General features: G+C 66.8%; 30 protein-coding genes. 11 read left to right on the top strand and 19 right to left on the bottom strand.

The genetic code is table 11. From position 1 onward, the window contains the following. Positions 1-111 precede the first annotated feature (111 nt). The 8 genes from IE198_RS33300 to IE198_RS33265 all read right to left on the bottom strand — a co-directional run bounded on the left by IE198_RS33300 (position 112) and on the right by IE198_RS33265 (position 3,855). Positions 112-339 carry a hypothetical protein gene (locus IE198_RS33300; RefSeq protein WP_189893489.1) on the bottom strand — a complete coding sequence of 76 codons (228 nt, stop codon included), beginning with the start codon at positions 337-339 and terminating at the stop codon, positions 112-114. Beyond that, on the bottom strand, positions 336-521 hold the full coding sequence (locus IE198_RS33295) for a hypothetical protein (RefSeq protein WP_189893487.1): 186 nt from the start codon (positions 519-521) through the stop codon (positions 336-338). The genes IE198_RS33300 and IE198_RS33295 overlap by 4 nt, the downstream gene beginning before the upstream one ends. Positions 522-611: 90 nt before the next feature. Beyond that, positions 612-953: a SpdD-like protein gene (locus IE198_RS33290; protein WP_189893485.1), complete on the bottom strand. Its 342-nt coding sequence runs from the start codon at positions 951-953 to the stop codon at positions 612-614. 16 nt (positions 954-969) lie between these two features. Further along, positions 970-1,164 (bottom strand): hypothetical protein, encoded by a 195-nt coding sequence (locus IE198_RS33285; RefSeq protein ID WP_159692395.1) that lies wholly within the window; start codon positions 1,162-1,164, stop codon positions 970-972. 14 nt (positions 1,165-1,178) lie between these two features. Beyond that, entirely contained in the window at positions 1,179-1,370 is a 192-nt protein-coding gene (locus IE198_RS33280) for a mobile element transfer protein (protein ID WP_189893483.1), read from the bottom strand. A gap of 19 nt (positions 1,371-1,389) precedes the next feature. After that, positions 1,390-2,052 carry a DUF2637 domain-containing protein gene (locus IE198_RS33275; protein WP_189893481.1) on the bottom strand — a complete coding sequence of 221 codons (663 nt, stop codon included), beginning with the start codon at positions 2,050-2,052 and terminating at the stop codon, positions 1,390-1,392. 88 nt (positions 2,053-2,140) lie between these two features. Then, positions 2,141-3,496, bottom strand: coding sequence for an FtsK/SpoIIIE domain-containing protein (locus IE198_RS33270; protein ID WP_189893479.1), 1,356 nt, complete (start codon positions 3,494-3,496; stop codon positions 2,141-2,143). Positions 3,497-3,498: 2 nt separating this feature from the next. Further along, on the bottom strand, positions 3,499-3,855 hold the full coding sequence (locus IE198_RS33265) for an SCO3933 family regulatory protein (protein WP_189893477.1): 357 nt from the start codon (positions 3,853-3,855) through the stop codon (positions 3,499-3,501). 165 nt (positions 3,856-4,020) lie between these two features. Here IE198_RS33265 and IE198_RS33260 point away from each other — a divergent pair, with 165 nt between their 5' ends. Further along, complete coding sequence (locus IE198_RS33260; RefSeq protein ID WP_189893475.1) at positions 4,021-4,752, top strand: XRE family transcriptional regulator; 732 nt, start codon at positions 4,021-4,023, stop codon at positions 4,750-4,752. 34 nt (positions 4,753-4,786) lie between these two features. Further along, positions 4,787-5,257 (top strand): NUDIX hydrolase, encoded by a 471-nt coding sequence (locus IE198_RS33255; RefSeq protein WP_189893473.1) that lies wholly within the window; start codon positions 4,787-4,789, stop codon positions 5,255-5,257. Here IE198_RS33255 and IE198_RS33250 read toward each other — a convergent pair. The 3 genes from IE198_RS33250 to IE198_RS33240 form a co-directional block, all read right to left on the bottom strand. Beyond that, a complete protein-coding gene (locus IE198_RS33250) occupies positions 5,245-5,805 on the bottom strand; it encodes an HD domain-containing protein (RefSeq protein ID WP_189893471.1) in 561 nt (186 codons plus the stop codon). The genes IE198_RS33255 and IE198_RS33250 overlap by 13 nt on opposite strands. Before the next feature lie 410 nt (positions 5,806-6,215). After that, on the bottom strand, positions 6,216-7,115 hold the full coding sequence (locus IE198_RS33245; protein ID WP_189893469.1) for a hypothetical protein: 900 nt from the start codon (positions 7,113-7,115) through the stop codon (positions 6,216-6,218). Positions 7,116-7,156: 41 nt separating this feature from the next. Continuing rightward, positions 7,157-8,356 carry an AAA family ATPase gene (locus tag IE198_RS33240; protein WP_189893467.1) on the bottom strand — a complete coding sequence of 400 codons (1,200 nt, stop codon included), beginning with the start codon at positions 8,354-8,356 and terminating at the stop codon, positions 7,157-7,159. 316 nt (positions 8,357-8,672) lie between these two features. Here IE198_RS33240 and IE198_RS33235 point away from each other — a divergent pair, with 316 nt between their 5' ends. After that, the gene (locus IE198_RS33235) at positions 8,673-9,734 is read left to right on the top strand and encodes an HNH endonuclease (RefSeq protein WP_189893503.1); all 1,062 of its coding nucleotides are present in this window, start codon (positions 8,673-8,675) and stop codon (positions 9,732-9,734) included. A gap of 254 nt (positions 9,735-9,988) precedes the next feature. Here IE198_RS33235 and IE198_RS33230 read toward each other — a convergent pair whose 3' ends face one another. The 4 genes from IE198_RS33230 to IE198_RS33220 all read right to left on the bottom strand — a co-directional run bounded on the left by IE198_RS33230 (position 9,989) and on the right by IE198_RS33220 (position 13,333). Continuing rightward, complete coding sequence (locus IE198_RS33230; protein WP_229834775.1) at positions 9,989-10,693, bottom strand: site-specific integrase; 705 nt, start codon at positions 10,691-10,693, stop codon at positions 9,989-9,991. Next, complete coding sequence (locus IE198_RS35945; protein ID WP_229834774.1) at positions 10,690-11,043, bottom strand: tyrosine-type recombinase/integrase; 354 nt, start codon at positions 11,041-11,043, stop codon at positions 10,690-10,692. The genes IE198_RS33230 and IE198_RS35945 overlap by 4 nt, the downstream gene beginning before the upstream one ends. A 210-nt stretch (positions 11,044-11,253) precedes the next feature. Then, positions 11,254-11,817 carry an SMI1/KNR4 family protein gene (locus IE198_RS33225; RefSeq protein ID WP_189893465.1) on the bottom strand — a complete coding sequence of 188 codons (564 nt, stop codon included), beginning with the start codon at positions 11,815-11,817 and terminating at the stop codon, positions 11,254-11,256. Positions 11,818-12,757: 940 nt separating this feature from the next. Next, positions 12,758-13,333: a hypothetical protein gene (locus tag IE198_RS33220; RefSeq protein ID WP_189893463.1), complete on the bottom strand. Its 576-nt coding sequence runs from the start codon at positions 13,331-13,333 to the stop codon at positions 12,758-12,760. A 1,100-nt stretch (positions 13,334-14,433) separates the two neighbouring features. Between IE198_RS33220 and IE198_RS33215 the strand changes: the two genes are divergently transcribed. After that, complete coding sequence (locus IE198_RS33215; protein ID WP_189893461.1) at positions 14,434-14,790, top strand: hypothetical protein; 357 nt, start codon at positions 14,434-14,436, stop codon at positions 14,788-14,790. Between the two features lie 326 nt (positions 14,791-15,116). Here the strand turns inward: IE198_RS33215 and IE198_RS33210 are convergent, their stop codons facing one another. Further along, positions 15,117-15,800, bottom strand: coding sequence for an esterase/lipase family protein (locus IE198_RS33210; RefSeq protein WP_189893459.1), 684 nt, complete (start codon positions 15,798-15,800; stop codon positions 15,117-15,119). A 531-nt stretch (positions 15,801-16,331) separates the two neighbouring features. Here IE198_RS33210 and IE198_RS33205 point away from each other — a divergent pair. The 4 genes from IE198_RS33205 (at position 16,332) to IE198_RS33190 (ending at position 19,680) form a co-directional block, all read left to right on the top strand. Next, positions 16,332-16,658: a hypothetical protein gene (locus tag IE198_RS33205; protein ID WP_189893457.1), complete on the top strand. Its 327-nt coding sequence runs from the start codon at positions 16,332-16,334 to the stop codon at positions 16,656-16,658. Positions 16,659-16,866: 208 nt separating this feature from the next. Further along, positions 16,867-17,454 carry a hypothetical protein gene (locus IE198_RS33200; RefSeq protein WP_229834770.1) on the top strand — a complete coding sequence of 196 codons (588 nt, stop codon included), beginning with the start codon at positions 16,867-16,869 and terminating at the stop codon, positions 17,452-17,454. A gap of 117 nt (positions 17,455-17,571) precedes the next feature. Then, entirely contained in the window at positions 17,572-18,051 is a 480-nt protein-coding gene (locus IE198_RS33195; RefSeq protein ID WP_189893455.1) for an HIT family protein, read from the top strand. A 687-nt stretch (positions 18,052-18,738) separates the two neighbouring features. Then, positions 18,739-19,680, top strand: coding sequence for a glycosyl hydrolase (locus tag IE198_RS33190; RefSeq protein ID WP_189893453.1), 942 nt, complete (start codon positions 18,739-18,741; stop codon positions 19,678-19,680). Positions 19,681-19,969: 289 nt separating this feature from the next. On the opposite strand, the gene IE198_RS33185 is transcribed toward IE198_RS33190, so the two are convergent. After that, positions 19,970-21,742: an FG-GAP repeat domain-containing protein gene (locus tag IE198_RS33185; RefSeq protein ID WP_189893451.1), complete on the bottom strand. Its 1,773-nt coding sequence runs from the start codon at positions 21,740-21,742 to the stop codon at positions 19,970-19,972. A gap of 426 nt (positions 21,743-22,168) precedes the next feature. Here IE198_RS33185 and pyrF point away from each other — a divergent pair, with 426 nt between their 5' ends. Further along, a complete protein-coding gene (pyrF, locus tag IE198_RS33180) occupies positions 22,169-22,867 on the top strand; it encodes an orotidine-5'-phosphate decarboxylase (protein WP_189893449.1) in 699 nt (232 codons plus the stop codon). After that, positions 22,864-23,571 carry a maleylpyruvate isomerase family mycothiol-dependent enzyme gene (locus tag IE198_RS33175; RefSeq protein WP_189893447.1) on the top strand — a complete coding sequence of 236 codons (708 nt, stop codon included), beginning with the start codon at positions 22,864-22,866 and terminating at the stop codon, positions 23,569-23,571. Before pyrF ends, IE198_RS33175 begins: the two co-directional genes overlap by 4 nt. 37 nt (positions 23,572-23,608) lie before the next feature. Here the strand turns inward: IE198_RS33175 and IE198_RS33170 are convergent, their stop codons facing one another. Beyond that, positions 23,609-23,950, bottom strand: a complete 342-nt coding sequence (locus IE198_RS33170; RefSeq protein ID WP_189893445.1) for a hypothetical protein — start codon at positions 23,948-23,950, stop codon at positions 23,609-23,611. A 339-nt stretch (positions 23,951-24,289) separates the two neighbouring features. Here IE198_RS33170 and IE198_RS33165 point away from each other — a divergent pair, with 339 nt between their 5' ends. Then, positions 24,290-24,655, top strand: coding sequence for a PH domain-containing protein (locus IE198_RS33165; protein WP_189893442.1), 366 nt, complete (start codon positions 24,290-24,292; stop codon positions 24,653-24,655). 57 nt (positions 24,656-24,712) lie between these two features. Here the strand turns inward: IE198_RS33165 and IE198_RS33160 are convergent, their stop codons facing one another. Continuing rightward, positions 24,713-25,462, bottom strand: coding sequence for a class I SAM-dependent methyltransferase (locus IE198_RS33160; protein WP_189893440.1), 750 nt, complete (start codon positions 25,460-25,462; stop codon positions 24,713-24,715). Positions 25,463-25,634: the final 172 nt, after the last annotated feature.

Genomic DNA, 25,634 nt, shown 5'->3' with positions numbered 1-25,634 from the left:
CGCCGGTGCGGTGCACCTGGTCTTTCCAGCGGTCGAAGCCGGGGGACCCGGCCACCCGGAGGACATCCTCGAGGGTGGCCGGGTCCAGGCCCGCCGCGGTGGCGGTGTGGGTCACGCGCGCTCCTCGTCGAGGTCCGGCAGGGTGTCGAGTTCGCGGGCGGCCTGGTCGGCGGCGGCGGAGATGGCGCGCAGGATGTCGGCGGTGCCGGCGGGGGCGATGAGCGCGACGTCGACGGTCCCGCCGCCGATGCGGAGGCTGACGAAGTCGTGGTCCGCGAAGACGACGACGCGCGTGCGGGTGTCGGTGGTCAGATGCGCGGTGACGGTGATGTCGTTCATGCTCGGCCTCCGACCAGCTGGGCGGTGCGGACGGGGCGGGTGCCGGTGCCGTGGCAGGCCGGGCAGTGGACGGTGATGGTGCGCAGGTTGCCGTGCCGGTCGCGGCCGCCGAGGGTGACGCGGACGGTGGGGAAGCCGTCGCAGTTCGAGCAGACCCGCACGGTGGTGGTGGGCTGGGCCATGATGGGTGTTCCTTCCTGTCCTTCGGGATGGGTTGGGATGCGGCTCCGGGGCGGCGGTGACTTGGCCGTTGACGACCGCCCCGGGGCCGGTCAGAAGCGCTTGCGCGGGTTGTTGAGCAGTGAGCGGACGACGAGCGCGCAGACCGCGACCGAAGCCGCGGTGACGGCGACCGCCAGGAGCATCGAGACCAGGACCGCGCCGACGACGAGCACGACTCCGGCACCACCGGCGACCAGGGCGAGGAGGGTGCCCGGAGTCATCTGGACGGCGGGCCGAGCCGGGGCGGGCGCAGGCACGTGAGCAGCGGGCGGGGTGTGCCGGCAGGTGCAGGCCGGAGCGGAATGCTGCTGCTCGATGCGGGTCGGCTGGACGGCGAGCGGTGTGAGGATGCCGGTCGGGGTCGGCATGGTGGGGATGCGCGGGCGGAGCATGACGGTCTCCCTTCGCTTACTTCTGGGTTTCGTTGACGACGTCGACGCCCGTGCGGGTGCCGGACTCGATGGCGGGTGCCAGGAAGGTGTCGGCGAGGAGGAAGCCGCCGAGGAGGAGCACGACGATCAGCCAGGTCGGCGGGCGGAAGAGCCGGATGCCGAAGTAGCCGAAGACGGCGATGACGAGGATCAGCGGGAGTTCGACGTTCATCGGTTGGTCTCCTGTCAGGCGATGCGGCAGCGGTGGGTGCGCGCGGCGAGAGTGGCGGCCGAGCGGCTGGTGTAGTCCGAGGACCAGCCGCAGCGGTCGGCAGTGCAGACGGCGGCGTGCTTGGTACGGCCGCGCCGGTCGCGGTGGGTGCCGACCTGAACCGGGCCGATCCGCATCACGGAGTGGAAGAAGTCGCGGGCAGACATGGCGGGTTGTCCCTTCTGATCAGGCGAGTTGGGCGGCGATGGCGTCGGCCATCGGGGCCGGGACGCCGAGGCGGGTGCGCAAGGTCTCGGTGTCGATCGGTGTGCCGGTACGGGCGTGGTGGTCGTCGGCGACCTTGCGGGCGTGGTCGACCAGCGCGGCCGGGACCGGCGGAGCCGGAGCGGCAGCAGGCTCAGCGGCGGTCAGGGCCGGAGCAGGCTCCGAAGGTTCGACCGGTTCGGGCTCAGAGGTGGGGGCGGGTTCGGCCGGCCCAACCTCGACCGGCTCGGGCGCGGGCTCCGATTCGGGGTCGTTGTTGGTCGCGGCGGGTGAGTGGGCGAGGAGGGTGCCGCCGAGGAAGGCGAGGGCGGGCCATCCGGCGATGCCGAAGCGCAGCCAGGCGGGCGGGTGCTGGAGGTCGAGGAATCCGGCGGTGGCGACGTTCGCGCCGAGCGAGGCGACCAGGGCGATGAGGAACCAGCACCAGGCGAGCCGGGATGGGCCGTCGTTGCGCAGCCGTCGCCAGGCGGCGACCAGGAGCAGGTCGACGGAGACCGGGTAGGCCCATGCCTTCCATCCGGTCTGTCCGGCGGCGGCGGCGAGGTCGTGCAGGTGGGCGAAGGACAGGGCCCCGGCGATCACGGCTTGCACCAGGACGGCATCGATGCGCAGTGAGCGGGTCATGTCTTCACCTCCTTTGCAGGGCGTTTTGGGCATGGCGGGGGTAGGGAGCTGGCGCGAGACGGTCGCGCCGACCGGCGTACGGGGCGAGTCAGACGGAGGCGGGCGCCTCGGTCGGGGCCGGGATCTTCACCAGCGAGACCGTGGGGGGCAGCGGCCGGAACGGAGTCAGCTCCGGCAGGTCCGGCGTGCGGTGGGCGTTGGCGTTGCAGACGTTCACGGCCTGGCGCAGCGAGGTGAATGGGGTGCGGATGCGGACCCAGCCGCCGGTCGAGTCACCGGCGACGGCGGTGCCGGGGCGGTTCGCGGGAATCTGGGTGGCGGCAACCACGGCGTCCGGGGAGATGTCACCGAACGCCATCTTGGCGGAGGCTTCATCGTTGACCCGGTGTGCCGTACGGCCGGTGAGCTGGGCGCGGAGCATGGTGATTCCGTCGCCGAGTTCGGAGCCGAAGCGCTGCCCGCAGATTTCGACGTAGATGCCGGCAGCCCGGCCGAGCTGGACGAGCCGGACCAGTGCGGTGACGATCCGTTCGCGCCGCTTCTTCTCTGCCGCGTTGGCGAACAGCGACAGTTCGGCCACCTCGTCGACCAGGAGCACGATCGGAGTCGGGCGCAGGTGATCCGGCAGGCCCCAGATGTCGGCGGTGATCTCTGCGTCCGGGACGTCCGAGCTGATGCGCTGCTCGCGACGGACGATCCGGTACGTCGTGGCCATTCTGTCCACGAGAACGTCAAGCAGGTCGGCAGCGTCGTCGGCGTTGTCGGCGAGCGCGGAGAAGCGTCGGGCGAGCGGGTAGAGCTCTACTCCTTCCTTGCAGTCGATGCCGACCAGGGCGACGTCGAGTGCGGCGAGTTCCTTGACCAACTGCCGCTGATAGACGGACTTTCCTGACTCGGTGGCACCGAGGTTGAGGGCGTGTGGGACCTGGCGGTAGTCGCGGTAGTGGACCTCCCCGTCCTCCCGCAGGGCGACGGGGATGCGTAGGCCTTCACGGATGACCCTCGCGGGCATCTGCACCCGCTTGAGCACGTCGTATCCGGTCATCCGCAGCTCGACGACACCCGACTTGATCTCGCGGGAGGTGACGCCCTGCATGGTGAACGAGTGTCGCAGCCGGTCGGTGGAGGCGGCGAAGTCGAAGGCGTCCTGACCGGGCCGGAGTCCCAGCCGCAGCACCAGTCCGGTGCGGGTCGGGCGCAGGCTCAGGATGCGCGGCGGCCGGGGGGCAGGGATGGGCCGGTGGGCGATGCGGGCCCAGGCCAACCGCAGCCGGGACGGCGGGACCGTGAGCCCGCAGGCGTCCATGACCAAGGAGTACCGGATCAGGACCCGAACGGCAGCGAGGGCGATGCCGAAGGCGAGCCAGTACCAGGCGGGGCGGCGCCACTTGAGCAGCAGCGCCAGCCCGACGACGACCAGCAGGCCGATCGCTGTCCCGGTCACGATCAGGCCGCCTTCGGCTTGCCGGCGTCCGCGGCCAGGGAGGTGACGGCGATCGCGCGGAAGCTGATGCCGTGGCGCTTCTGGCCGTTGAACTCGTTCTCCCATGGCCGGGCCACCACGCCAGTGAGGCCGACCGGGGTGCCGGTGATGAGTTCGCCGGTGAACCCGGTCTCCGGAACGGTCAGGCTCAGGATCTCGGCGTTGCCGTTCATGACGAACATGACGTCGACCGTCATCAGCGGTGCACCGGTGTCCCGGTCAGTGGCGACCTCTCCGGTCTGACGGTTGGCAATCTTCGGCTGCGGGGGCTGGGCCACCATCACGACGGCGCCGGTGGTGTCGACGGGAATCTGACGCATCGTCTTGTCTCCTGTAGTTGAGGGTGATTCGGGCCGCCGTATCGGGCGGTGAAATCAGGAGACCGCAGCAAGTGATGGACACATCACGGCCCGTATGGACGTTTGGGGACGTCTGAGCTATCGTCAAAACGTCCCTAGCGTCCCCCAGGTGAGGGCGATACCGAGATGGCGAACGAGCGTCTGCGCGCGACGATTTCGGCGAAGGGCGAGACCGTTCAGTCGGTCGCGCAGCACGTCGGAGTGGACCCCAAGAGCGTCGAGCGTTGGATCACGACGGACCGCACGCCACACCGAGGTCACCGGTGGAAGGCGTCCAGCTTCCTCGGCGTGGACGAGGTATACCTTTGGCCCGCGGTGACGAAGCAGGCGGAGACGGCCAGCACTTCGGAACTGGTGACGTACTACCCGCATCGCGGGGCAGTGCCGGCCGCCCTCTGGTCGTCGCTGATCGAGCAGGCGTCCAGCCAGGTCGAGATCCTCGTGTACGCGGGCCTGTTCCTCTTCGACAGCCACCCCGATCTGCCGGACCAGCTCGCCGACAAGGCCAAGGCAGGGGCCCAGGTCCGGGTACTCCTCGGTGACCCCGAATCGGACATGGTTCGGCAGCGTGGCGAGGAAGAGGGCATCGGGAGCGACCTTGCCGCCCGAGCACGGATCACCCGCCGCTACCTCGAACCAGCAACCAGGACACCGGGCGTCGAGGTCCGGCTCCACGACACGATCCTCTACAACTCCATCTACCGGTTCGACGACGACGTCCTGGTGAACCCACACGTTCTCGGTGCACCGGCCGGACAGAACCCGGTCCTGCACTTCCGGTACATCCCCGGGGCCCGGACGTTCCGCCACTACATGAAGAGCTTCGACTACGCCTGGGAGCAGGGCACCCCGTCGTAACCGCAGTCGGTGACGGGCATGCGACGCTGGAGTCATGGCCCGCATCGACTACTTCAACGATCCGAACGCTCCGAAGGCGAACAGCATCGTCCCGTCCGTCACCGCCGTTGCCCTCAATGAGGCCGGCGAAGTGCTACTGATCCACAAGACCGACAACGATCTGTGGGCCCTGCCCGGCGGCGGCGTCGATGTTGGCGAGTCTGCCGCAGACGCCGCGGTACGTGAGACGAAGGAAGAGACCGGGTTCGAGGTCGAGGTGACCGGTCTGGTCGGCCTGTACACCAACCCGGCGCACGTCATGGCGTACGACGACGGCGAGGTACGGCAACAGTTCTCGATCTGCTTCACCGCGAAGATCATCGGCGGAGAATTGCGCACCAGCAGCGAGAGCAAGGAAGTCGCCTTCGTCCGGCCGGACCGGCTCGACGAGCTGAACATCCATCCGTCGATGCGGATGCGGATCGATCGCGGACTCTCCGGCGAAACGACGCCCTACATCGGCTGAGCGCCGAGCCGTGCGAGAGTCCGCTCGACAGCGGCCCCGAGGTACGGCCGGGCTTTGCTGATCGCGTTGTGCACTTCGCTGCCGGGCTCGTAGCGAACCAGGATCTCGTCAATGCGCCTATCGAAGTCGAAGCGCTGCCCGGCGGGACCAGTGGTCATGTCGGCGAAGATCAGCGCGTCCAGGACCGGGGAGTCTTCCCGCTCGTACACGGCCAGCTCAGCCGAGAGCCCGCGTTGCTCTGCTTCGTACACCGCGCCGGAGTGATGGGCGACGAGCCGCACCAGACGATCAGGCGCATCGAGCGAGGCCAGATGCCGGGCACCGTCGAGCGGGTGGAATCCGGTGTCACGCAGCTTGGGTGCATACCCGATGTCATGGAGCCAGGCCGCGGCGACGAGGAGGTCCCGTTCGTTCTCGGGCAGAGCCTCCGAGGCTTCGACAGCCCGAGCTGCGACCGCCTGAGTATGCAGCCAACGGTTCCCGAGCGGTGGCAACAACGACTCGGCCAGCTCGGCCGCTCCCTGGGGCGTATCCAGCGCAGAAGGCATGACCAGCACCGTAACGCAGCAGACGGACAGGCCGACAGACCGACGGCAGGCCATGGGAGCAGCGCGGTAAGAGTTTCTCTACTCGATCAAGGCGGCTCGCTCCGCTCGCCGCGCGCGGCCCCGGCTCCAGCGCCGGGCCCCGACGCTCCTGTCTCCGCCCCGCTCCGGGCCCCGGCTCCGCCGGCCGCGCGGCTAGAGCGAGACGTCTTGCCCGAGGTGAGAACGAGGCCGGGACGGGGCTGGGGCGGTCGGCTCCACGGCTTTAGGCAGCCACCATGGGGCGAGCCTCGAAGATCGGGGCCCACATCGGGCTTTAGCGGGCAGGTCCATAGACTGCCCGAGTCGCGGCAAGCTTACGGGCCCCGATCTCTCACCCCATGGCAGCTCCCGCCCAAAGCCGCTCCACCGACCTATGACTTCGTCATAGGTGTGGCGGACAACCCGTGCAAGATGGCAAGTTCGCGAATCTTCTGCTGCATGGCCAGTGACCATTTGCTATCGAACTTCATCGTAGCTGCAACATGCTTGACCAACGATGCGGCTAGGTGCTTCGAGTCAATTTTATTGGGGGAGTTTGCGAGCACTTGAGACGAGAGGATGTGGGCGTACCACTTTCCCTTGAAAACACGATCCCAATGTCCCGACAAGTATTCCGCATCGACGAAGGCGCGAGTCTCGTTCCATTGCCTTTCCGAGATTCCGGCCTGCAGGGCGTCGGACTTCAACTTAGCCGAAAATGCTGCCACTTGCGCAGAGTCTGCCGAGAGGTGAGGCGTCGGATTCACCGCAGAGTACCTCCCGTAATTCGCTGCACCAGTTATCTTGAGTGACTTGGCTGCGAAACACAGCCGCACCCACTCCAACCACAATTGAGCCGCAGCCTGCTGCCAAGAGCCACGACCTGAGAACTCCCGTCGGCACCAGTTGGGAGCTAGGCTGCAACTCGAACTAACCGCCTCTGCAACATCCCCCTCGTGGAATACATGATTTTCTACATCGTAGAACCAAGTATATAGAACGTGTGGCGAGTTTATGAGCAGTCCTACTTGATCGTCGATATCCTTGTCCATAAAGAAAAGGACAATGGTGACCTTGCCTTTGAAATTCGTGGCAAGGGAACCGTTCTCCGCGAGATGCGAGTAGTAGGACCTCAGTCGGGTTTTTCCACCACCGGTACCCGGCAGCTCATCGGCCGGCGAGAGCTTGTAGTCGACGTCTAGAGGGGTCAGGGCCCGGTCGCAGTTAGTTCCATGGACGTATCCGTCAACGTTCATCCCCTCCACAAAGGCAAAGAACGGTATCTTTGACATTTGCATTTGCCTGAGCTTCCCGCCCAGCGAGTGCTGAAGTCTCAAAGTCGAAAGATCTTTTCGTCAGCGATGTCGGCCATGATCTCAGGGGAGTGCGTTGCGGTGATGACCTGCGCGTTCTCATCGATTGTTTGGACTGACTCGATAAGGACTTGCTGCCAATCAATATGCATGGAGAGTTCCGGCTCATCGATGATGAGGGGGCGGCCGCCCGCAGAGAGTGCCTCTACGAGGATTCGGATCAGCTGACGCTCTCCAGATGAAAGCTTCTCCAGGGAGATCTCCTTCTTGTCCGACGCGACGGCCCGGATTTGTGTGTCGAGGAAGTCGATCTGCTTAGGCCCAGAGATTAGGCGGGAAACGAGCTTTTGAAGCTTCGTGCGCGGTTCTAGTGCATTTTCGATTCGCTCTTCGACTTCGTTGATGTCTAGAACTACTCGCTTAAATGCCAGGTCTGTATCGAACCGGTTAAGAAACCCTTGTCTGTCGAGCACCTGGTGATGAGCTCCACGCCTCTTCAGAAAGTTCGTTACGCGAGCGAAAGCCTTGTCGTAATCCAATTCCCATTCGTCGACTGTAGATTGTTCGGCGGAGATGACTCCCGTCAGGATTCGCCCCAAACCGTCCTCTTGGGCTTGGCGCACCGCTGCCAGAACCTCGGTGGAGTAACTGGACCACAGTCGCTGAATTGAGTCGGCGAAATAGTCGTCCAGATTCCTGTCCCCCATTTCGTTTGAAATGTCTCGCGCGTCAAAGATGCGAGAGGTCGGCAGGTAGCGGTGCGGAAAATCACCCAGCAAGGCAAAATTCTCGGTGTCGCTTGGCTCACTTCCCATGTACACGAGGCTGGTGTCCCATGAGAACATCTCTTGCACGTATCGCTCGACACGGGGATTCAGGCGGGCCGCAGGACGGTTGCGCATGCTCGGAGGAAGAGCTCTTTTTACAGCATTCTCGATATCTATGTCACCTGGCATTACGAAACTGCGGACGGCGATCATTTCGCGCTCAGGTAGCGCTATCTCCACCGTGGCGCTACGAAAAGGTGCGCCAATCAAAGGAACCACTTCCTCGTTCAGCGCGCAGTGAATGATGCGCAGTAGCGTGGTCTTCCCGCTACCGTTCAGGCCGAAGAAGATGTTAACGTCAGTGTTTAGCTCCTGCTCGTACGTCTCTTTTCGCCCGGCTAGGCCCTCTACGCGAACACTCTTCACGTACCAGGGTGGCGATGAATCGGCCACAGGGACGCCCCTTCATGGATGGTGCAGTCATGATGACAGGCTCACCTGGAGCGCAGGGCCTCTTTCCGTAAGCAAGCGCACGGTTTGCAGCCTTAAGGCCCCCACCGCTCGGAGCCCAACGACACCCACTCTGGGCCGCCTGACCACGTTACATATGCAGCAGCGTGCCATCGCGGCTGGTGGGAGGCGCATTGCCCAAAGGGGACTCACCCGCCTGATCGCGTCGGGATTTAGCGGTCATACGCGACAATGTATGTCTGTTCTCCACATGGCGGATGCTTATGGCGATGACGGTGCTTGGCCGTACGCTTCTGACATGCGTAGAGGCGCGATCACACGTGAGTCCGTGCTCAAGGCAGTTGCGGAGCATGATGAGTTGGGGCGCGATGCCTTTCTAGCGAACTACGGCTTCGGGGAGGCACGGTCGTACGTTCTGGTGCACGAAGGGAAGGAGTACGACTCCAAGGCGGTCGCCGGGGTGGCGCACAAGTGGGCCCAGGGGCGGGCCCTCGCGCCGGACGAGTTCAGCGGGGGCAAGGACCACGCCGCGGCATGGCTCAAGCGAGCGGGCTTCCAAGTCAAGGCCATCAAGAACCCGGATTGGGCGCGCGACGAGATCATCCTCGCCTGCCAGCTGGTGATGGAGAACGGCTGGAAGGGGTTGGACGCCCAGGACAGTCGAGTGGTGGAGCTGTCTGCCCTGCTCCAGCTGCTTCCGATCCATGCTGAAGCGGAGCGCAACGAGAAGTTCCGCAACCCCAACGGTGTCGCTCGCAAGACGTTCGACATCGCTACCCGGCATCCGGAGTACCAGGGGAAGCCCACCAACGGCGGCGCGCTTGATGTCGCGGTGCTGCACGAGTTCCTTGCCCGGCCGGAGGAGATGACCGAGGCCGCGCGACTCATCCGCCAGGGCATCGCGACGGGCGAACTGCAGTCCCTCGCGCCGACTGAGGACGAGGAGTTCGACGACTACAGCGCGCCCGAAGGGCGGTTGCTCATGCGCCGGCACAGGGCGCGTGAACGGAACAAGGGCCTGCGCAAAAAGAAGATCACTTCTGTTCTTCAGCGCGGCGGACGGCTCGCTTGCGAGGCGTGCGGTTTCGACTTCGAGGCGGTCTACGGGGACCGTGGCGCCGGGTACATCGAGTGCCATCACGTCCTTCCGCTCCATGTAGCGGGGGAGGGGCGGACCATGCTCAGCGATCTCGCCCTCATATGTGCCAACTGCCATCGAATGATCCACCGGCGTGCACCATGGCCGACCCCTGCGGAGCTGCGGGCCTCCATCGAGCGAAAGCATGCGGCTGACAGGCGTGCCGCGGAAGCCATCGCACGACCACGCAGGGCGGCTGACGAGCAGATGCCGGACCCGTGATCTGACATCCATTGCTGACATCAACGTCGGCGCACAGAGGCAGTCTCGGAGGGCTATAGGCGGCAGCCGTCGCCGAGGCCGCCAGGGTGCTCAGCCGCCTTCAGGCGAACTTACAAAGCAGATGTCGGCGGTTCGAAACCGTCCGCGCCCACCAGCAGGAAGCACGACGAAGGCCCAGGTCACCGGTACTGAACCGGAAGCCTGGGCCTTGTTCGTTTCTCAGCCGTGGAGGCGGGGGAGAGGCGTCGTACCAGTTACGTGCCAGATGCCTCGTCGGACTCTGCCGGCCGGACCTTCCTGATCTGCTCGTCGACGTGTGCGGCGATGGCGTGGTCACGGCCGTTCACCAGGTGCTGATAGATCAGCGCGGCCCGCACAGAGGAGTGGCCCATCCGCTGCATCAGCTCACGCGTCGTGGCGCCGCTGGTCGCGGCGAGGGTGTTCCCGGTGTGGCGCAGATCGTGGAAGTGCACGTCTCCGAGGCCGGTCGTCTCCAGGGCCCGCAGCCACAGTCGGCGGAAGTTGTTCCGACGAAGCCGCCCGCCCCGCGCCCCTGTGAACACCAGCCCGGTGCGGCCCGGCTCGGCGTACAGGTCGAGATGAGCCGCCAGGTCCTCCGTCAGCGAAGCCGGGAAGGCAACGGTGCGCAGACCGGCCGCGCTCTTGGGCGTCTTCAACAGGATGCCGTCCGTCCGCGTCTCTGCCAGGACACGCCGCACGGCGACGGTTCGCCGTTCGAGGTTGATGTCATGATGCTGGAGCGCGGCCAGTTCCCCGAAGCAGAGCCCGGTGAAGGCGGCGAGGAGGATGAACACCCGGAAGCGGGACGGCACGGCGTCGGCGAGCTGGAAGACCTCGGAGACGTCGAGGAACGGCCGTTCCGCAGTCCTTGCCGCACCCGCGCCCTTGATCCGGCAGGGGTTGCGCTGGATCAACTCGTCATCGACCGCGGTGTTCATGACGGCCCGGAGGATGCCTTGGCGACCGTCGGCTCCCCGACACCGGACTCCAGAAGGCCGGCACGCCAGCGGCGGATCTGGGGCGTCGTGATCTCACTCAGGACTACGTTCGCCGAGGTCGGCAGGATGTGGAGGCGCAGCGCACTGCCGTTGCGTTCGCGGGTGGTCGCCGCGTAGTCGCGCTCCTTGAACCAGGCGTCGGCGTATACCCCGAAGAGGACCTTGTCGCCCGTCGTCGCTTCGCTCCTCCGGGCGGGCGCGGGCGTCCGTCGGCGCCCGCGCTCATGTCTCCGCCCCGCTCGGCACCGCCGGCCGCCCGCTCCCGCCCAAGAGGCAGGCACACAGAGCATGAGGTCAGAACACGTCGTGGCTGGGGCGGTCGGCTCCACGACTTTGGTCAGCCACTTTGGCGCGAGCCTCGAAGATCATGGCCCCAAGGTCGTGCTTTAACGGGCAGGTCCACAGACTGCCCGACGCGCCGGAAGCTTACGGGGGGCCAGGATCACTCGCGCCAAAGCAGCTCAAGACCAAAGTCGCTACCCCGACCGCTCGTGCGCCTGTCACGCAGCGTCAAACCAGGGCTTGTTGGCGGCCCAGTGCTTAACCCACCCAGCGAATCCCGGCTCAGCCGTGGTGTACCCGAACTCGGCTCCGAACGGAGTGGCACCTTCCCCGGTGATCACCCAGACGTGTCCACGATGCGGGCCGGTGACGATGAGGTGCCAGTACATGCCGCATCCGTCCGTTCCGAGGACGATTGACCCGTGATCGGATACTCGGTTCAGGATCAGATCGGTTTCCTCCGACGGCTCTGAGTCGTCCTCTTCCCACAGCCACTGCGAGGTGAGGGGGAAGGGCTGGCTCAGGTCACGTTCCGGCCGGTCGACCCCCCAGTCATTGGGCAGCTCTGCCAGGCCCACCAACCCGTAGTCCGGCGGACCGGAGTACGACCCGTCGGTGATCTCCGCAACGCAGGTCCGATATGGCTCCGGTAGAACTATGCCGTGCTCTGCTTCGAAGGCGCGCACTGCTTCCCAGCTCAGCGCGGACTGACCGCCGTCGTCGACAGTGAAGGCCGCACGGAGCGCCGCGAGGTCATTAGGATCTGCCTGCTCAGGATTCATGCGGCCCATTGATACCAGTCAGTGGTGACAGCGGTTGAGCCCACCGACGTAGTCAGCAGACGCAATCGCTCCGGAGCTGTGCCCGCTGCGTGCCCGGTCCTGCGGGACTCAGAGGGGACTCACGGGGAACGACGGCGCCGAGCGCGCTCCAGCGCCAGGTCAAGAACTTCGCAGGTCAACAGCCATCCGCATCCGGCGTCTTCCGAACTCGTGCTCCAGAGCAGGCCGGCCGCGCTTGACTCGACCATTGAGACTCCACCGACCGCGTGCCCGTGCACCGGCTCTAGATCATCCGCGTAGCCGACGGTACCTTTGTCACCATGACTTACAACCGAAGGGGCAACGCCGCGTAGGCGCCCATCCGCCGTGCGGAAGGACCTCCCCGTCCGCCTTCGCAGGCACTACCTCCGCCATCCGTATCCGCCGATCAACAGGCTCTCCGGGGCGTGTCAAGCTCACATCCGCAAGCTCGAACGCACTCGCTCCTGGCCAGGCGACACGGCTGAAGCCTTCTGGCACTGGGCAGCTTTGGCTCACGGCCCACTGAAGAGGATCACCGACCCCCTCGCTCCGGCCGGGTGATGGGATCCCTGGGTGCTGTGACCATCCGAGCTACTTTCGCGATCACCTCGAAAAGATCATGCATGCCCTCCCCAAGAAGTCGGCAAGAGAGCTGCGCGAGCTTGTGCGGTCTCTCGATTCCAAGATTCTCCGACGAGCCAAGGTCATCCGCTCTGATTCTCTCGACGACCCATGGTGGCGAGATCAGTTCTAGAAGCACCTCGGGCCGTCTCGGGGCCGTCGAAGGGTGCTCAACGACGACCAACGCTGACAACCACCGACAGCTAAGTCGTAGGTTGCAGCGTTGATCGAAACTACACGGCCGCAGGTCAGGGACCCGGCCCTTCACTTCTTCGGCTTCTGGCGTGAACTCCGGTCCTCATAGCTTTCCCCAGACGCGCACTACTCGGTGTCCGTCGAGCACTTGGGCGAAGTCAGCCAGAAACTGAGGGGCGAACTCGGGCCAGTTCCAGAACTCGAAGCCAAGGTAGGCGAACGCGAAGTAGTCGTCAGCCCACGTCCAGGCGCGGAGGTCAGAGGCCGACCCGCAGTGCTGGCACGTGACGGTCGCCTCTCCGGTCTTGCGCCAGGCGTTGAAGGCACCATCGAACGCTTCGCTGGCCCCCTCTATGCTGTCCCAGGTTTCGGTGTAGAAGTAGGTCCGGCTGGCGCACCGCGGGCAGGTCGCGTACTGCGCATCGCCCTGTCCACCATGGAAAACCGCGCGTCCAGTCTCAATCTTGAGGCCGTCCGTCGGCTCCCAGTCCGGCTCGCTGACTGCCTTCGCCCAGTGCTCGCCGGGTGGGTTTCCCAACCGTGCTCCAAGCACGCAGTCAGTCCGTTTGGCGAGCACGATCCCCTCTCGAACGAGCCAATCGAGGGCGCGGACTGCGAGCGCCGAAGCCTCGGCAGGCGTGGCATCGAGGTCAACGATGGTCTGGAAGTGATCACCCATGGCGCCGACGATAGGGCTTGCCAGTGACAGGCCATCTTGCACGGAACCTCTGACGGCAGTGGATCGACTGGCCAGAGAGCGGCCGACGGTGTCCACCGTCCCGACTGGCGACCCAGGCATAAGGCGTACAGCAGCGAAGTACAGCAACCGTGCCGCTCCCGGATGATCCTGGTCGACCGCACTAGGCTGCGTAACCACACCGGAAAGACCTCAGCGGCCGAACTGCCGATAGTTCGCATCGAGGCGGTCAGCGGCAACGCCCCATCGGTGGCCGATCCTCACGAGTAGAAACCGACCCCGTACTCGTCACGACTGCACACGAAGTCATCAGGACGCTCGACGCGCAGCACCTCGTATCGGGCAGCAAAGACGTCCAGCGCCTCATGGAGCGAACAGTCGCGAACCGGCCGTTCGAGCAGGGTCAGCGCCTACGACGAGCCCTCGATGTCCGCAGCTTCCCAAGCTCAGAGCGCGGCGCCGGCCTTGACGCCCTCGCTTCGGCCTGATCGCCTGGATCGGGCGGTGACGTCCCCACCGCAGGTTCACCACGGGCGCCGCGATGCCTACGAGGACCATGACGACGCCGGCGACCCAGTACCTCTGCCCATGCCCCAGCGTCAGCACCGAAACCACGCCCACCGCGGTTCCGAAGCTCAGACTCAGCGACGGCCACCACTCCTTGCGGCGCAGCAGTCCAGGAACGGAGTACATCGTCACGATCCCACCAGCCACGCACGCGAGCTCGTACCACCCTCCTCCCTCGGGAAGGCTCCAAGAGTCCGTCCGCCGCCCATTGAGGTGGCGCACGAAACCCAGATGTACGGCCCCAGCCACCCCCCAGCACAACGCACTGGCAGCCGCCACGCCTATCAGCACTCTCCAACTCAGGCTGTTCACGCCCGAGAGCGTAGTGCCGTGCCACACAGTCACGGCAGGCCAGCGCCACGCGGATCCGGCAGGATCTGGAAGAAACGGCTGGGTGATCTGTCGCGGGATGCCTCGCCGGAGCGGCAAGAACACCGGGGCACCGCAGGTGTACAGCAGCGCCGTACAGCTACGACGAGGCCCGTTGCTTCCCAATACCGGTTGCAAGTCCGATCATGACGTTCATGGTGTCAAGCATCGTCGTTCAGTACACCGACCTCCTGCGGACCAGCGACTACGACCTGTGGAGCCGGTTGCGGGAGCTTCTGAAAGGCCAGGGGCTGGATCCAGACCGGACGATTGTCGTCGACCTCTTGCAGGAGGGCCCCGATCACGAGGATGGCCAAGTCATCTCCGATGACGGCAAGGTCTACAGGTTCAGCCTCTTCTACGATCAAGCAGCCGAGCACGGCGCGCGCAGCGCCTACCTCCACGGCTGGACCGAGATCACTGACTCTTGGCGGACCGGATCGCTGGCTACCCGAACAGCGGACGCCTTCGCTTGGAAAGCCCAGCCCCCCAAGCGGAGTTGACCGTCAAGGCCAGGGCGGTGAACGGTTGCCCTCGCTGAGCTTCCAACTGCGTGACAACGCCGATGCACACCCGCGAACAAGCGTGGACGGCTGCGGACCACCCCCCCCACGTGAGAGGCACACCATCCCAAGGCAGAGCCCTCATCCGAGTTGCTTCGGGACGAACCGGTCTCCATCAGGGTGCGCCGCTTGACCAACGACGCCCCGGCCTGCCCGAGTGCAATCAGCCCATGAAGGCCGGTGGCTTCGTGCTCGCACGAACGGCCCCCTGCTCCCCGAAGGGAGAGCAGGGTTGAGCAGTGCAGGACCTCTGCCGACCTGTCCTGCTAGCTGTCGGCCATGTCCCGCGTCTGGGCGTAGACGGTGCTGTCCGTGGTGACAGCGTTGTGGCCCAGGCATGCGGTCCTGGTGTTGGTCGCTCCGGACAGGGACACACTGCTGTCAGGGTTGATGACCGTGTCGCACGGGGACCACCAGGTGGCGTAGCGGGCTGTGCCGGGCGTCTCGTCCGCCGAGTTGAGGTCGGCCAGGAAAGTGGAACCGATGCGCATCTCGTAACAGGACGCGTCGTTGCACGAGTTGGCCCAGTCGGTGCCGTGGTTGGGGCCCGCGAGGGACACCCAGGCGTCGATCTTCGAGCTGCCGCCGAGGTTCTTGGCGTAGTAGCGGGAGGAAAGCCCACCCATGGAGTGCGTGATGACGTCCACCTGGGATGCGCCGGTGGCGGCGAGAAGGCTGTCGATCTCGGCGGCGAGCTGGTGCGCCGTGGTGGCGTTGGACTGCCGCCAGTCGTAGCTCCACTGCTTCAGGTGACTGGCGGGCCACCCGTCGTTCCGGAATCGGCCGGCCATGGTGTTCCAGATGGAGCCGCTGGAGTTGTAGCCGTGGACGAAGATGATCGGATTGCTCGTCGGGCGGTAGCCGGCCGGAGCGGCCGCGTCGGCCGGCGCCTGGCCGAGCACCAGGAGCAGAGCGGCGGCCGGCACGGCGACGCACAGGTTCTTGTTCATGGGACCTCACGGCGGGTGGGGACGAACGAATGGGGGTGTCTGCCGCAGGGGACGGCATGACTGAAAAGGGAGAGAGGTCCGTCGACGAACGGGAATCGGACTCCCGGATCACGGGAGCGACTGTGCAGCGTACGAGCGTGTGCCGCTGGCTGAAGGGCACCGGTGCCCTGTGGGTGACCGCATGTTACTGGCGGGTTTTGGTCAGCCGTCAAGAGGTCTGCATGGCCGGATCTGAGCGGTCGTCCCGACACTGGACGCCCCGGCGGTTCCGGGCGAGGCCCAGCCGTGCCGATCGAAGGTTTGCCGCGTTCGTCGGCCGACAGCCGGAAGAGGTGACACGGAGTGAACGAGGAAGGGGTACGGAGATCCGGGCGCCCCGTACGGCCGCGGAGCTGACCGTCGGCAATCACAGGGCGCCCCGATCGGTCGAGGCAGTCGGCAACCGTCCGGCCTGCCGGTTCACTTGAGTCATGAGATTCCACCAACCTGGATCTTCCCCTGGATGACAAGAAGGGCCTGTACAGGGACCTCTTGATCACTCTGTACGGCTGGCACGACTCTCTTGCCTTCGTCTTGAAGGGCGAGGATGACGGCAAGCTGTTCGACAATCGGTCGGCCGCCTACAAGTGGATCGTCGAGGCGTCCCTGATAGCCGGCGACGAGGTTCGCTCCGCTGTGAGTGATGTGCACCGTGCCCTCCTGAGTGTTCAGCCCGTGATCTTCGAGGGCACCTCAGCGACGGACGAATGGCCGCTCAAGGGAGTGGAGGACGGCCTTTCGGTGCTGGAGGACGCGCTGCGGGCCGAACTGGCCATGCCGGGGCGCGTGGGTGCGCGCCCCAGGCTGGGTCGCGGTTGACGAACGAGGCCGTGCCACGACCGCGCCCGCCCGGGCGGGTGAGCGTTGCACAGCCGCGCCGGGCGCCGTGCGGATGACGCGCAGACCGGCCGAGTCGGCGACACGGGTGAATGAGCGGCAGAGCTTCCGCGGCTCGACCGGCCGACCGCTGCCCGTCGCGTGTTCCTTGCGCACACTGGTGGGCCTCTGAAGCAGGCGGGAGAGACCGGTGGACGACGTCAGCCCCCAGGGAGCTCGGAAAACCGTCGGTAAGGGCGGCAACAGTGCACCCCCACAGCCGGGGGTCATCGGCATCGCGTTCGCCGCCGTTCTGACGGCCGCACTCGCACAGGGTTCCTGGCAGTGGTTCGCCACGTACATCGGAGTGACGCTTCTTGCGTTGATCTTCTGCTTCTATCGTCTTCCGGCGCTGATGCCAGGCTTCCGCTCCGCCTACCTTCTGAACCTGCTGGCATATTCGGTGGTTGTGGGCCTGTGCATCGCGATCACGCTGGCTCCGATGCTGCAGCGCTGGGCGTGGTTGTTTCCGATGCCAGGCACCCGCAGCGAGTGTCGCGAGCTGGGCAAGTACGAGAGCGTACGTGTGGAGGCCGCGCTGGCAGATCTGGCCGGTCGCGACCGTACCGCCTTGGCATACGCCCAGGAACTCCAGAGCCACGACGCCGTTTCCGAATGCCTGGCTGCCACCACGACCATGTGGCTGCCTGTGTATGGATTCGGGGCGGCCGTGCTGGTCGGTCTCGGCACGTGGCTCGTCAACCGGGCTCGGGTGCGGAGGGAAGCCGGGCCCGACTGAACAAAGCAGTGCGCCGCTGACCCCGTCCCCACTCTCCGCCGGCTGCGACACCCGAGCTGCCACGTGGTCGAGGCGCCGGCTGAGACGCGGATGATCGCGGCCCGGTAATTTGCGGCGATGGTTGACGACTGGCGGGCGGACCGGATAGGCAGCGCTCGCAGGGGTGAGAACCCGACCGTACTGCGCCGTTTGGACGCCGGGTTCGCGGTGATCGGTGACGTGCAGTTCCTTCCGGGCTATTCCGTGCTGCTGGTGGATGATCCGGACGTGGAGAGGCTGTCGGACCTCCCGAGGACCAAGCGGCTGGCGTTCCTGTCCGACATGGAGCAACTCGCGGAGGCGGTAGAGCGTGCCTGCCGAAAGCGGGACGCGGCCTTCCGGCGGGTCAATCTCGAGATCCTCGGCAATGCCGACGGCTTCCTGCATGCGCATGTATGGCCGCGATACGCATGGGAGCCCGCCGACCTTGTGCGCGTGCCGGTGTGGCTCTATCCGCGCGACAGATGGAGCGACAAGCAGTTCGTCCTCGGTCCGCGGCACGACCCGCTGCGCGAGGCGATCAGCGGCGAGCTGGATCAGTTGCGCGCTGTGAACTGAGGGCATTCGCCGTCGCGGTCTCGGCCGCCGCCTGCAGGAGTGCCCCGCACCGGATCGCGCAGCGGCTCTCGCCGCTGACCAGCGCCGTGGTGCTGCCCCGTGCGACGCGGTTGACGCGACTGCTGCGCCTGCCTCGGTGGGCCGGGGGTGGGCAGCCCGGAGGCAGCGATCAGTCGACGGACGGTTCTCCGGAGTCTTCACGGTCCTGCCGGTCACGCGCGGCTCCGGGGTCTTGGGTGATGTGACATGCGCCATGCCGCCTGCCGCTACAACGATGCCTGTTAGCAGCAGGCCCCGAGGGCGTATCGGCACAAAGAGGTCATAACGGACATGCCTTGTGTGTGGCCGACGCGGCATTCGGCCCGCTCGGCGTTTCCGCCGCCCCGCAAGCGACGAGGATGCTCCGGCGGTGACACGGGTTCCTTCCGGGAACTTCTGGGGCCGGACAGCATGCCTGCGAGCCCGGAGCAAGGTCCCTTTCCTCTACGAAGTCACCTAGTAGCGATCTTTTGTTGCCCTGTGCGCGCAGCCCTCCTAAGAATGACGGGGCCGCGGGGCGACCGGGGGTGACTCAGGCACAGTCCGGTCCCGGAAGCCTGGTCGGCAATGCGGCAACGCACGGCAATGCGGCAATGCACGGCAATGCGGCAATGCGGTAAATCGGCAAGTCGGTGAGGAAGGGCGAGGATGAAGCGAAAACTGGCGACCATATTGGCGATGGCGGCGGTTACCCTGTCGCTCATGGCCGTGCCGTCCGAGGGTGTCGTCACCTCGTCCCGCCTGGGTGTCTATGTCGGCCCCGGGAAAACCGCTGAGCTGAACAACTTCCAGACCTGGCTCAGCCGGTCGCCGGTTCACGCGACCGACTATGCCGACCCGTCCGAGAACACCAAATGGAATCAGTACGCGTTCAAGTACTGGGGTGACTGGAAGAAGGCCGCGGCCGATCGGCAGTTCGTGCTCGGTCTGCACATGTTGCCCAAGGGCGGCAACTTCGCGGACGGGCTCGCCGGTAAGTACGACAGCCAGTTCCAAGGCCTCGCCGACCTGATGGTCAAGAACGGCTTGGGCAACTCGGTCGTACGCCTTGGGTACGAGGGCAATAACAAGATCATCGGACCGTGGCAGGGTACTGACGACCCGGCGGCCTACCGGGCGATGTTCCGACGCGTGGTCACTCTCATGCGTGCTCGTACCGGAGCGGCTTTCCAGTTCGACTACAACATGGCCGTCGGTCCCTCGGGCAAGGTCACGTCATTCGAGACGCTGTACCCCGGCGACTCCTACGTCGACATCGTTGGATTGAACATCTACGACGTGTGGTGGCAGCACCCGGGCGCTACGCCGGCTCAGCGGTGGAACCACACTCTCACCACCACCATGGGGGTGAACGAGTTCAAGGCATTTGCCGCCGCCCACAACAAGCCCAAGTCCTACCCGGAATGGGGCCTGTACCTGAAGGGTGACGACTATGCGGGGGGCGGCGACTCGCCCTACTTCATCGACCGGATGGCCGAGCTGGTCCAGGACTCGAAGTATCAGGCGTATTTCAACCACGACTGGGGCGGCGGGACGATGGACGACTTCCCGAAGGGCAAGGCGCAGTACAAGCTCCGCTTCGGAGGCTAGCCCCGATCGCTCATGAGGGCCCGTCAGTTTGCTGACGGGCCCTTCGTGGTCGCAGGTGGCGGAAGTTGTCGGCGTCCGGGCAGGCCGGTGGCCCGGCTGTCGCGTCGAGTGGGCGGCGGGTTCCACGGCTCCGGCAGGCCGCGTTGCAGGGCCGCGGCAGCGCTGTCGCCCGCCTTCTTCTGCATGTTTCCGGCTGCCTGTGTCCGGCCCGGGCGCCCCGCCCCGCCTGGTCGGCGGGACGGGACGCCCGGATCACCCGGTGGTGCGGCGTTCGGTCGCACCGTGCCGATCAGAGCAGGTCGGGGTACTGATTCCAGCCGCCGGTGCCGATCTGTACCCGCGCCTTGAACGGCGCCGATGCCTTGCCGGTGCCGGCGTAGAAGAACAGCTGGCCCGCCGAGTTGGACGTCAGCAGGTCGGCGATGCCGTCACCGTTGATGTCGCCCGGCGCCGCGAGGTTGGTGTACTGGCTCCAGCCCGCGCCCCCTACCTGGATCCGTGCACCGAACGGGCTGCCCGCCTTTCCGGTGCCGGGGTAGAAGAAGAGGCCGGCGGAGCTGCGGGCGATCAGGTCGGCTCGCCCGTCGAGGTTGTAGTCACCGGCGCCCACCAGTTTGTTGTACTGGCTCCAGCCGCTGCCCCCGACCTGGAGGCGGCCCCTCATGGAGAGCCCGTCGCCGTTGCCCGCGTAGAAGTACAGCGCGGTCGAGCTGCGGGCGATCAGGTCGCCCTTGCCGTCGCCGTTCAGGTCGCCGGGTCCGACGATCAGGTTGTACAGCTTCGAGCCACCAGCGAGGAAATCGTCGGACGAGGCATAGTTCGCGGTGTTGTACAGGCGACCGTCGTACGTGCTGTGTGCGATCAGATCCGACAGACCGTCGGCCCGGAGCGACGCCGCGTGGGTGAGCCGGACCTCGGAGCGGGTCCAACCGGTGCCGATCAGGTACTTCGCCGTCAGCCGGCCGGTGCCGGTGCCGTCGTAGTAGTACAGGGTGCCGTCGCTCGTGCGGGCGAAGACGCCCTGCTTGCCGAAGGCGGGCCGGTTGCCCGCGCCTGCCATCTGGGTCACCACGCCCCAGCCCGTGCCGACGGCTGCCCGGTCCTGGAAGGTGCCGGTGCCCTTGCCGTCGTAGAAGTACAGCGTGCCGTCGTAAGAGCGGGCAGCGAGGTCCGCCGTGCCGTTGCCGTTGTAGTCGGTGCCGCCGACGAGGTGGTTGTACTGCAGCCAGCCCGCGCCGCCGATCTGGATCCGCTCCTTGAACGGATAGCCGGTGCTGCTTCCGTTCCCGGGGTAGACGTACAGACCGGAGGAGTTGCGGGTCACCAGATCGGCGAGGCCGTCTCCGGTGAGATCGTCCGCGCCGACCAGCTGGTCGAACTGGCTCCAGCCCGCCCCGCCGATCTTGAGGCCCTGGCCGAAGCCGGTGCCGGTGCCGGGGAAGAGGAAGAGACCCGTGGTGCTGCGCGCGAGCAGGTCGGGCTTGCCGTCACCGGACAGGTCCCCGGGAACGACGAGCTTGTCGTAGGCCTGCCAGCCGCTGCTGAGCGTGGTGTACCCGGTGAGGCCGCCCTCGTATGTGGCGAATTCACCGTTGTGCAGCCGGAGCGAGCCGGTGGCCGTCAGAGTCAGCAGATCGGCCCTGCCGTCCCCGGTGAGGTCGCCCGGCAGCATCAGGTCCTTGACCTGGGAGTCGGCCCTCGCGATGGCGGCCGCTCCGTCGGGTCCCCAGTTGGTCCACACCTCGCCGGAGATCATGCGGTACGCGAGATCGCCCACTCCGTCGTTGTCGAAGTCGGCCCGCTGAGCGGGCGTTACGGCGGCGGCCAGGGCCGGGCCCCGGTCCTCCTTGTTCGCGCTCGTCGAGCGGCCGGGTATGGAGAAGACAGGCTGCTCCACGGTGGTCGCACGGGGCGCGATCGTCCCCGGAGTGCCGCCGTCTGTCCCGGCGGCGTGTGCGGTGATCGTCATCGAGCTGCTGACCAGCAGCCCGGCGCATCCGAGCACCGCCGATACGGCAATCCGTCGGCGCCACCGGGGCTCGGGTCTCGCAGGGTTGGGCATGCTGCCTCCACTAGGAAGAAAAGAGAGACCTCGAGGAGAGCGGTGCATGCCGCGCGGAACCACGGACATGTGGCGTCGGCGACGTGCATGCGGCGATATGCCCGCAGGGCGCGGCACGACTGAACCGGAAACCCCCAGATGGTGGCGCCCCTCCCCAGGGTCGTGAAGTAGATCTATCTCCAGGAGGGCGCCCTCGGCAAGTACCTTTGGCCCGGTTCCCGTTGGGACGCGGCCGGCAGCGCGGTGAGCGACCACGGTTGTGACCTCGGGGCTGTTCACGGGACTGTGCACGACCGGGCCGTCCGAGGCCGGTGGGGCGCCGTCGCGCTTCGAGCGGCGGTCGTCCGCGGCTGCCCCGCGTCCCAGGGCCCGGAGACGAAACCACGGGTCCGCGGACCCTTGCCCGTCGTGCGCGAGAATGCTGCCGTGGAGCAAACCGACCGTGTCATCGTGGCGTTGGACTTCGACAGCCGGCGAGCCGCCGAGGAACTGGTCGAACGGCTCGGCGACGAATGTCGCTTCTACAAGGTCGGGCTGGAGCTGCTCACCGCCGCAGGGCCCGCTCTCGTCGAGAAGCTCGTCGGCGACGGCAAGGATGTGTTCCTGGACCTGAAGCTGTTCGAGATCCCCAACTCCGTTGCGGCAGCGGTCCGTGCCGCGGGCCGGCTCGGAGTGTCCATGGTGACCGTGCACGGCATGGGCGGTACGGACATCATGGCGGCCGCCGTCCAGGCGGCTGCCCGGGACTTCCCACGGCTGCGGGTCCTGGCTCTGACCGTGGTCACCAGCATGACCGGCTCCGACCTCGCCGACATCGGCATCGGCGCGGCGCCCGAGGAGCAGGTGCTGCGGTTGGCGCGGCTCGCGGAGCGGGCCGGCTGTCACGGGGTGATCGCGTCCCCGCAGGAGGCCGCGCCGCTGCGGCGACTGCTGGGGCCCGGCAGCCTCGTCGTCACGCCGGGCGTCACGCTGCCCGGCGAATCACCGGTCGAGCACGCCCGGCCCGGTACGCCGCAGGCCGCCCTCGCCGCAGGCGCGTCGCATGTCGTCGTCGGCGTCCCCGGACCTCCGCGGCGCGGGCGCACGAGGTCAACGAGGCGGAGATCCGCGCCACGCTCGCCATGATGGGATCGCTGGGAACCGACGCATGGTCGCGGCCGACGGCTTGTACGGGCTGGACCGTGAGGGACATGGTCGCCCACGAGGTCGGGCAGTACGAGGAATTGCCCAAGCCGTGGCTCATGATCAGCCGGATCCGCCATGCGCGGCAGACGCATCCGGGCCTCGGGGCGCTCGACGGGCACAACGAGAGCCAGATCGAGGACCGGAGTGATGTGCCCGGGCCCGAACTGGTCCGTGAGTTCGCCCGGCTGGCTCCGCGGGGCACCCGGTCCCTGCGGCGGATACCCGCGCCGGTGCGGCGGCGGATGAGGCTCAGCATGATCTTCCCCGAGGGGAAGGAGCTGCCCGAGGACACCATGGAGTACTTGAACAGCGTCCTCGTCACCCGCGACACCTGGATGCACCGGGTGGACATCAGCGACGCGACCGGGGTACCGCTGGTGCTCGACGAGCACGACCGGGAGATCGTGAACCAGGTCGTGCTCGACCTGGCGCTCGACTGGACCGGTCCGCCCTGTCTGCTGGAGCTGTCGGGTCCGGCGGGCGGGAGTCACCGGCTGGGGACCGGCCCACCGGTCGCCACGCTGAGGGCGGACGCGGTGGTCTTCGCCCGGCACGTGTCCGGGCGGCAGCCGCGCGGCGAACTGCATTACGAGGGCGACGAGGACGGGGTGGCGGCGCTCGTCACGTCCCGGGTCATGTTCTGAGCCTCGCCGTGGCGCGAGGCGGGTGCCGGCGGCGGTCTCAGTGGACGAAGCTGTAGCTGAGCCAGGGGCCCCCGTCCGGGCCCGGAACGTCGGACGTCATCGACGGCACGTAGATCGACTCGTTGCCTGAGCAGTCGTCCGTCGGATAGACCACGGCGTCGGCTCCGGTGTTGTTCTCGACCGCGACCGCGCCCGGGGGCTCGAAGTGGTGGCAGCCCGTGATCCGGGGGCTCGTCACCGTCGTGTGGTGCTCGTGCCCGCTCTCGTAGACCAAGGTCCCCACGGCGGTCCGGTCGAGGCCCGAGCAGCCCGCAGCGGTGAGGGCGAGGAGGACGGTCCCCGCAGCGACGGCGGCATGCCGGTAGGGGGTCACGGACATGGGCACTCCTCGTCCGGTCGGGAAGGTCCTGGCCAAGGCCACCTTGCCGCTTCGCCCGGGTGGGGGCATCCGGTGCGCGGCCGGCCGGGGTAACGCAGCAACAGGGCGCCGCGAGGCGGCTCGGGGAGTGGAATCCGGCCCCGTGACGGAACTGTCGGCATGCACCTGCCGCGATGCGCCGCCCTGCCCGGGACCAGCCCTGCGCACCGGCCTGTCGCCGGCTGCATCGGTCGGGTGCAGTTCCGGGACTGCATGCGAGTGCCGCAAACGGAGCCACGGGCTCGAATACCCGGCTATACAGTGTGAAAATCTTGCAACTTCAACCGGTGGGGGGCTCTCATGGCACTTTTCGGAAACGCGCACACGGTCGATCCCGGCCAGGCTCAGGGGGAGTACGCGCGGCTCCTGGGCCAGGGTGAGCAGGTGCAGGCCGCGTACATGCTCATACGCGACACGATCCTGTTCACCGACCGGCGGCTCATCCTCGTGGACAAGCAGGGCATCACCGGCCGGAAGGTGGAGTACCACTCGGTCCCCTACCGCAGCATCACGCACTTCGCCGTCGAGACCGCCGGTACGTTCGACCTCGACGCGGAGCTGAAGATCTGGATCTCCGGCAGTCCCGCGCCGATCCAGAAGACGTTCACGAAGGGCGTCGACATCTACGAGGTGCAGGCCATCCTGACGCAGTTCGTGGCGCGGTAGCCGCCCGCGGCCACCGGGACGCCCGCGGGAGGCGGACGTCCCGGTCCTCGCCGGCCGTCAGCCGGAAGCCGGCGTGTCGCGGCGGAACAAGGCCGTCCAGAGGAACGGCTCCCCGAAGTACTCGGACTCGGGCGCCTCGTCGCGCATGCGGCGCAATTCCACCTCCGTCAGATCGGAGAAGATCCAGCGCAGGGACTCCGGCGTGTAGGCGAGCCCGCCGTGGAGGCCGGACCCACGGTAGAGGTCCGCGTCGGGGAGCTCGCTGCCCATCTCGCCCGCAGCGAAGCAGGTGAGCGCGAAGTGGCCGCCGGGTGCGAGGGCCCGGTCGAGCAGCGCGAGATAGCTGACCCGGCGGTGGGGCGGCAGGTGGTGGAAGCAGCCCGAGTCGTGGATCAGGTCGTAGGGGCCGCCGAGTTCGTCCGCCCCGGCCGGGAGGTCGAAGGCGTCGCCGCAGTGGAACCGGACCTCGGCTCCGGCCTCACGGGCGCGCTCGCCGGCCCAGTCGAGGGCCGTCGGTGAGAGATCGACCGCGTCCACGTCGAAACCGGCTGCCGCCAGGTGCAGGGCGTTTCGCCCAGGACCGCACCCCAGGTCGAGAGCTCGGCCGGGGCTGATGAGCCCTCGATCGAGGTATGCGGCCAGGCTCTCGTCCGCCTTGTCCACGAAGAACGGCACGGGCTTCGTGCGATCGGTGTAGAAGTCGTTCCACCAGGTGGATCCCTCGGTCGTCCAGCGATCCGCCTCCGGTGCGAACAGCTCGTCCATGAGCTTCAGTACGTCGTCGACCGTGCGTATGTTCCGGTGCATCCGGCCCCCTTCCGCGTAGCTGAAACGGTACGGCCCGAAGGGGTTAAAGCCCAGCTCAGATGGGGTGCGGCAAGGGTGCGGGCGACCGCCTGCGAAGCTTCGGCGGCAGAGCGGAGGCATCACCCGGAGGTGGGTGCGCACCGGCACGCACCGCACCGCAGAAGGCCGTCAC

This window comes from Streptomyces xantholiticus (assembly GCF_014651015.1).
Classification (GTDB): domain Bacteria; phylum Actinomycetota; class Actinomycetes; order Streptomycetales; family Streptomycetaceae; genus Streptomyces; species Streptomyces xantholiticus.
This window is presented reverse-complemented; position numbering and strand designations above follow the sequence as displayed.